Genomic DNA, 7,595 nt, shown 5'->3' with positions numbered 1-7,595 from the left:
ATTTCTGAATGAATTTTAATATGTTTGTTCATATAAATATTAACCCCCTTGTAAATTTCGCCTAACGTCCCTAGGGTTCGCGACGTCTAGCTCAACCTCCTATAATTTGTCTATTCTCTAAAACTTTTATATGTAATCCTTAACTTTGCCTATTCTCCTAGCCTAGATGTCGCTAACCCTATGTTATGCGATGTCAAATTGGATTTATTGAATAATATCAAAAGAAAAATGTATAAGGTCTAATAATAAAAAACATTTAAGTGATAAAACTTCATTGGTATCCGTCAACTTACTGTGGGCTATATAATTTCTATTTAATTGCTGATAAAATATTGATTTTTTATCAATATTATAAGTAGACTTCGATAAAAATTTTATATTTTCAATAAAAGAATTGAAGATTACTTCTGAAATCCCATCTAAATTTGTATTTATTTTATTCGGAAACCAAGAAACAAAATCGTCAACTAAAATGGATAATTGCCCACCCTCAGAATAAGAATAAATCATATTAAACTCTTCTAACAAACCTTCTATTTGTATAGCTAAAGTATATGTAGATAATATATAATTTTCATCTATATGCGCTTTAATACATTGATTCCAAATATGTTTTCGCCTTTTAAATATCTTTAATTCCCAATCATCAACAATAGTCTTTAACAATTGATAATTATTTTTTCTAAATATATTACAAATATGCTGATCTATCCCTTCACTTATTTCTAATTCATTTCCATCTTCATCAAAAAATTTATATGTTGATTCATCTTTTCCTCCTAAAAACATTAATTCTAATTGATCAATATTAGGACTAATTGGCCATCCATAATCATAAATTCTTTGCGCGACCCTATCAATTTTATTATTTATTTCTTTCCTAATCTTTTCTTCAGAGTTTTCAAAATCATTCATAAATATTAACCCCTTTTAAAATATTATTCGCGCAAAAAGATAACTACTGCTAATTTGATGTCGCATAACGTCCTGCAGGTTCGCGATGTCCCCTTGAATACTCCTAACCTCTAATTAAAACTACCATCCTTACATAAGTCATCCCTGCTTTCATTTATCCTGCCAAGTTGGGATGTCGCTAACGTGCTGTTATGCGAAGTGCATATTTTACAACATAAATTTTCACTTCCTACTATCTCAACTAATCGTGTTTTTTACTTTTATATAACCACTCATATTTATTTAACTCATCGCAAAAAGAATCTAATTTAAAACTCATTTTACTTACTTTTCCTGTCTTTCTAAGTACATTAACACATTTATCTTTTTTTTATTCCTTGTTCTTTTAAATAAATAGCAATACTACGTATACCCCTATTTAATAAATTATTATCTTCTTCTATAATGCCTTCAATATAATTCCAAACATCATCTTTAATAAATCTACTTTTTATTTCATCAATAATCGAATCTAAATCATAAAAATTAGGTATAGTAATATTTTGTAAAAAAATAATAGATTTAAGTGAATTCTTAAAACTGCAATCTTTTTCATATTCTTGTAGTATACTAACTGCTTTATTAATTTCTAAACTATCTGAAGTAGCTAAAAGTTTACAAGCACTAAATAAATCTAACAATAAAAATCTTGATAATTTCTTATTACTCTCCTTAAACAAATTTCCATGTGCCACTTTATTTCTGATAATTGGAAATTTAAAATTAAAATACTCATAATCTCTAAAGTTTTTATCTTCATTAGATATTTTAGTTAATTTATCATGTAAAGGTGATGCTAAAAGGTCTGTTTCTGGAATTTCTAATTCTATACAATAATCATGAAAAACTCCTTCAATTTGTAAGGGAATAACATTACAAAACAAAAGAGTTTGTCCTTCTTCATAAGCTATTAAAGCTTGTTTAAGTATTTCTTCTCTTTTATTTAACCTATGATGTGAATAAATAAAATCATATATTTTATCTATAATCTTATATTCCCAAATATACTCTTCCATAAGATTATAAAATTCTTCTTTATCTTCTTCATATTTTTTTAATATTTCTTTATATACTGGAACAGATAAATCCTGAAATTTATTATGTAAATCTGTAATATTTTCTTTTTTATAACGAAATGGATCAAAACGATAATCATATGAACAACTAAATGTTGAAAAATAGTTAGGAACTTCCTTAGAATCTTTTAAAGCATAATATCTAATGTCATGTGTTAAAAAATTTATTATTTCTTCTCTAGCTTTTTTATTTAAATCTATATAATATTCTAATAGGAGTTTCTCATAGCCTTCTTCATTAGTTAATTTCCTATTGTTAATTTTATTTAATTCTTTTATATCTTTTTCATAATCTTTTATTCTATTATTTATATCCTTTAAATCACTAGATGCTTGATTATAATATTTTAGCATATTAATTGAGGGACGATCTTTAAGATCTAAATATCTTTTACAAATAAACTTAAAAAAAGAAAGTTCATCTTTTGGAACATCCTTATTATTAGAAGAAGAAATAAATTTTTCTCTTATTTCTTGAAAAGACATTTGATATACTTCACTTCCAAAAAAATATTCTAAAAAATGTTTGCCGATACTAACCAATGATACTGAATACATATAATCTTTTTTGGACATCTCATTAGAAATTTCTATACGTTCTCCAAATTTTAGTTTTTTTAAATCCATTATCAACTATACTCCTTCCAATTTAATATGCATTTCGCATAACGTCCCTAGGGTTCACGACGTCATATATTTCTTTCATTACTAATTATAAACCTGAATTTTATAAGTCATTGTGGCAACAATAATCTCTAACACTTATGATGTCGCTAACCCTATGTTATGTGAAGTAGTTGAATTGGTTTAACCATTTACTTCCTCATTAATTATCTCTTTAATATTTTCAAAATTATAATCAGGTTTTACACAAATTAGTTTAACATCATTATTAGAACATTTCTTCTTTTTCCTTTTATCTCTCTTTTTTTGTTCTTCAAAAGCTTCTTCTCCACCAAAAAATTCAACTGGTTCAAAATGTTGTTTCCCTTGATACTCAAATGCTAAATCTAACTCAGGAATAAAAATATCTAGGTGTTGCTGCCCTAACCAATCTGAATTATAATGATGCACCACTTCAAAATTTTCAATATAATCTTTAATCTTATAATATAACTCTGTTTCCGAGACCCATCCCTCTCCAACTTTTGGAATGTCTTTTTCTTCTCGCAATAAATTCTCTGCATCTCTAGACAATTCTCTTGCAAAACTTAAAAATTCTTCTATTTTATAAAAAGGAATAATTTCAAAAACTTCATTTTCACTATGAAAATATTTATTTAATTCATAATTCCCAGGATATCCATTAAATAAGTTAAAAGAAGACTTCTCTACCTCATTATAATATTTATCTCCTATATACTGTAGATAATCTTCTCCCCTTCTTTTTCTTTCTTCTTCTAAAATGATTTCACTATATTCAATGACTTTATTAAAATTCTCCCTGCCATAATCTGTTAATATTTTATTAATACAAAATATATCCTCAGGACGAACTCTGACATTCTTATGATATTTTATATTTAATACTTTATTTGCTAAATGAGTTTGAGTACCTGAAGGATCTAACTCATAATATTCTAAAGCATTTTTGAATTCTCCACAAAAACAATATAAGTCTCCAATCCAATTAAGTAAATAAGAAGCTACTTTATCTATATGTTTATAATTCTCATATAAATTTTTATAATCGTTTATAACTTCATTAGCTTTGTTTGTATTTTTTAATATTAAGTTTAATTTTTCATACATATATATAAATAAATATGAAATATTCCCCTCAACATCAATATGTTTTCCTTCTTCAAGATGTGCACAAATAAATTCATAACTTTTCCTTTGCTTTCTACTCATGGTTTCTATACTTGGAAAATACTGATTAAATGGTTCTATTTTTTCCACTTCTACCTTATCATTTATATTAGTTTTATTTTTTTTATTTTTGTAATTTTTACTTGCCGTACTATTATTTCCTATAACTACCCAAGCATGTATTACACCTGGAAAAAAGTATAAGAAAGTTAACATTATATTTATTAAAACTTTAGTTAAACTCTTTATTGCAATTAGAACAGAAATTGGTGGGAAAATTAAAGCTATTATGTATAACATAATAATCCTCCTGATTTTATAGTTATAATTTGTTTTTCAATAACAATCACCTATTAAATCATATCTTTTAATTCAACTATTTCACATAACGTCCCTGGGCTTCGCGACGTCTAGCTCAATCCCCTATAACTTGTCCATTCTCCGAAACTTTCATATGTAACCCCTAACCTTTCCTAACCTCTTAGCCTAGATGTCGCTAACTCCATGTTATGTGAAGTTAATTTTACCTCATTTAAAGTCATCTGGTCATTTTTCTTACTAATGTTGATATAAATAATCCCATAATTACAACACCTAATATTCTTTTTATAGCGAAAATAACTCTACTCCAACCTACAAGATCAATCTTATAATTTCCTATGCCAAAATAACTATTAAAACTAAAATATAAGCATTCAAAAAAATCATTTATTAAAACTGATAACGAAACCCAATTATTAGATTGGAAAGCTAATTTATATGCTGTTATATCCCCATTAATCTCAAATCCTAAAATCATATACATAATGGCTGAAAGTACAATGATTATTCCTGAAATTAACATAGCATACCAAGGTCTTTCCCCAAAACCACAACTCAAATAAGAAAAATACGCAGGTATTCTTTCTAAGAAATTTAAACTTTTTAATTTTATTTTTTTACTCAAGTAAAAATATTCTCCATATAATTCAATTATATTATTTTTTTTAAAGCATTCTGCAAATAATAAATATGTTTTATGAATCTCATTTAAATTTTCTTGCGAGTCATCAATTTCCTCCAAATATGTCTCTCTATTAAATTTTGTTGTCTTTTTTTTATCTTCAATACTAAACCCTTCAATAAAATCCAAATTAACTATCTTCAAATTTCTCATATCACAATCACTAATTTTAATTCCAGCAAATTTGCAATTATTAAAAATCATATCTTTCATATTATTTTCTTTAAATTTAGAAGATATTATCTCACAATCGTTAAATAAAGCATATTCTAGTTCACAATTAATAAAATCAACTACGAACTGACTATCATTAAATATAGTAAAAAAATTATTGAATTCAAAATCTCCCGCCGATATTTGTTTTACATTTTTTGATCTTCTTCTATTAAAATAACAATTTTTAAAAATTACTTCACTAGGCATAGTAGAACATCTATCAAACTTGCATCCTATAAATAAACAGTTTTTAAATATTACATTATGAAAAATACAATTATCAAACTCAACGCCATAAAATTTTTTTCCTGATACAATCTCATCTTCTTTCTTAAATATAGATTCATTACCAATTGCTTTATCTTTTATTTTAGTAAAAATATATTCTTCATTTTCAATTTCAAAATAATCAAAATTTTCTGGAGGGTTATTCTCCCCCTGAATTAATTTTTCTTCAACATCCCCAAAAAATCTACTAAAATGTTCTAATTCTTCGGAATAAATTTGACCATAATTTTTCTTCTTCTGTTTTACTAACCTTTTTGCTTCTTTAGCCTTTTTTTCAAACATTAATATTACCTCTCTTTTAAATAATTACTTGCTTACTTTTAATTTATCTCTTTCTACAAATGCTCTTAAAAGAATCACTAACAAGTAAAATTAATTTCACATAACGTCCCTAGGGTTCGCGACGTCTGGCTCAACACTCCTATAACTTGTCCATTCTTAAAACTCACATATGTAATCTCTAACTTCACCTATCCTCTTAGCCTAGATGTCGCTAACCCTATGTTATCTGATGTTCTCATTTTAGGTTTAACTACTTTTAAAACTTCAATTCCAAAATACTAATAATACTACAATAATAAAAAAATTATTATACATAGTTGACTGAAATTATCATCTAATCTGTTCTTTTAAAAATCATTATAAATTAATAAATGTTTCTTATTAATTCCAATTTCTATCTTAGATTTTTAATTTGCGGATCATTTTTCATATTTTTTATTAAATCATCTAAATAATTTTCTTCTCCAAAGAAAAAGTCTTCTATTAGAATATCAAAAATAACAGTATGGAAAGCGCCTATTGGAACAAATCTATCACTTAAATAAGAAAATCTATTAATAAGTTCATCTTTACTTAATAATTTCTTATGTCTTTTCTCTCCAGTTTTAGAATTAGTATTATAAATCAATATTTTATTGTTTTTTATTTCAAAATCATTATGAGCATTAGAATTCCTTATTGTTATTTCCCAAATATCAACTAAATTAGTATATTGAGGATAGTGTTCATTAAAAGCATCAGATAATTTTCTTGCAATATACCCTGGGCTATCTTTAGTTAAATCATTGACCATTCCACAATTATAAAAAATATTAGCTAATAATTTTAAATATGATTTATATCTACTTTCTACAATTCCTCCATAAGACTTAAGTATTTGTCTCATTGCTAACCTCTCATTATCTTCTCTAATCCCTTTTAAAGATCTAAATTCTAAACTATCTTTTGCTAACTCATTCATGCTTTTATAATATTCTTTGAGTAAAATGTCTATGATTGATATTTTACTCTTTGGATAATCTTTTATAATGTCTTTAATAAAACCTCTTAATTGCTTAGCAAATGAATATGATTTTTCATCTAGAAAATTATACATTTTTTCTTTGTTCTTTTTTAATTGATTTTCTAAATTAGTTAAAAAATCAGAATGAAAAATAATTTCTATAATTGCACTTGTTATAGTATTAATTTCTTCTTCAGATAAATCTATTTTATCTATTACTTCTTTCAAATCATATTCTAATTCATTCAATTTCCACATTTTATTATAATTAGATAATGATTTAATAAATTTATCAACATCAACATATTTTTCTAATATTCTTTTAACTTCATCATTCAATATTTTTCCATAAAATGTTCATCTTGCTTTGAATTCTGCTCCATGATTTAACCTCCATTTAAAATATGAATAATTATGAAACATAAAACTTCTTACAGTAAAATGAGAATTTCAGATAACGTCCCTGGGGTTCGCGACGTCTCATATAAATTTAAAAGCCTGGATTAAATATCCCAGACTTGTGTGAAATCAATATTATTTTTCTTAAAACCAATAATTTAGATGTCGCTAGCCCCATGTTATCTGAAGTACTAGAGCGCAGTTTTATATTAAATACAAAATAACTAATTATTTAATAATACATTTAAAAAATCAAATATTTCTAATTTCATTAATAAAATAATTATAAATGGTAAAATAATAAACAAAAAATTAATTACTCTTTTTTTAAGTTTATATATTAGTAACTTTCTGTTTTGTTTACAAGACAATTCTTCATCACTTGCTAACGAAATAGCATATATATAATCTTCTTCTTTATGATTTTCAACTCCTTTTAATAAGTTATTATACATCTTCCTTATTCTATCTATTTCTTTATAATTAATATATTTATTACTCTCATGCTTTTTTAATTCACTATATAAATTATCTAGTTCAATATAGTTATTTTTCATATTAA

The 7,595-nt window shown here is 25.0% G+C and carries 6 protein-coding genes; all 6 read right to left on the bottom strand.

Annotated features, from left to right (window positions below):
- Window positions 1–204: 204 nt before the first annotated feature.
- Window positions 205–915, bottom strand: coding sequence for a hypothetical protein (locus JOC47_RS15070; RefSeq protein ID WP_204703246.1), 711 nt, complete (start codon window positions 913–915; stop codon window positions 205–207).
- 359 nt (window positions 916–1,274) lie between these two features.
- Window positions 1,275–2,657 carry a hypothetical protein gene (locus JOC47_RS15065; protein ID WP_204703245.1) on the bottom strand — a complete coding sequence of 461 codons (1,383 nt, stop codon included), beginning with the start codon at window positions 2,655–2,657 and terminating at the stop codon, window positions 1,275–1,277.
- A gap of 180 nt (window positions 2,658–2,837) precedes the next feature.
- Window positions 2,838–4,142 (bottom strand): YqaE/Pmp3 family membrane protein, encoded by a 1,305-nt coding sequence (locus JOC47_RS15060; protein WP_204703243.1) that lies wholly within the window; start codon window positions 4,140–4,142, stop codon window positions 2,838–2,840.
- Between the two features lie 238 nt (window positions 4,143–4,380).
- Window positions 4,381–5,631, bottom strand: coding sequence for a pentapeptide repeat-containing protein (locus JOC47_RS15055; RefSeq protein ID WP_204703241.1), 1,251 nt, complete (start codon window positions 5,629–5,631; stop codon window positions 4,381–4,383).
- 394 nt (window positions 5,632–6,025) lie between these two features.
- A complete protein-coding gene (locus JOC47_RS15050) occupies window positions 6,026–6,973 on the bottom strand; it encodes a hypothetical protein (protein WP_204703239.1) in 948 nt (315 codons plus the stop codon).
- 284 nt (window positions 6,974–7,257) lie between these two features.
- Window positions 7,258–7,595: hypothetical protein (locus JOC47_RS15045; RefSeq protein WP_204703237.1), on the bottom strand; the 338-nt coding region annotated here is incomplete at its 5' end.

The organism is Halanaerobacter jeridensis (assembly GCF_016908315.1).
Taxonomy (GTDB): Bacteria; Bacillota; Halanaerobiia; order Halobacteroidales; family Halobacteroidaceae; genus Halanaerobacter; species Halanaerobacter jeridensis.
This window is presented reverse-complemented; position numbering and strand designations above follow the sequence as displayed.

Coding starts and splice junctions, on each gene's coding strand:
- JOC47_RS15060 (WP_204703243.1), bottom strand. CDS start 4,142: ATGTTATACATAATAGCTTTAATTTTCCCACCAATTTCTGTTCTAATT.
- JOC47_RS15055 (WP_204703241.1), bottom strand. CDS start 5,631: ATGTTTGAAAAAAAGGCTAAAGAAGCAAAAAGGTTAGTAAAACAGAAG.
- JOC47_RS15070 (WP_204703246.1), bottom strand. CDS start 915: ATGAATGATTTTGAAAACTCTGAAGAAAAGATTAGGAAAGAAATAAAT.
- JOC47_RS15065 (WP_204703245.1), bottom strand. CDS start 2,657: ATGGATTTAAAAAAACTAAAATTTGGAGAACGTATAGAAATTTCTAAT.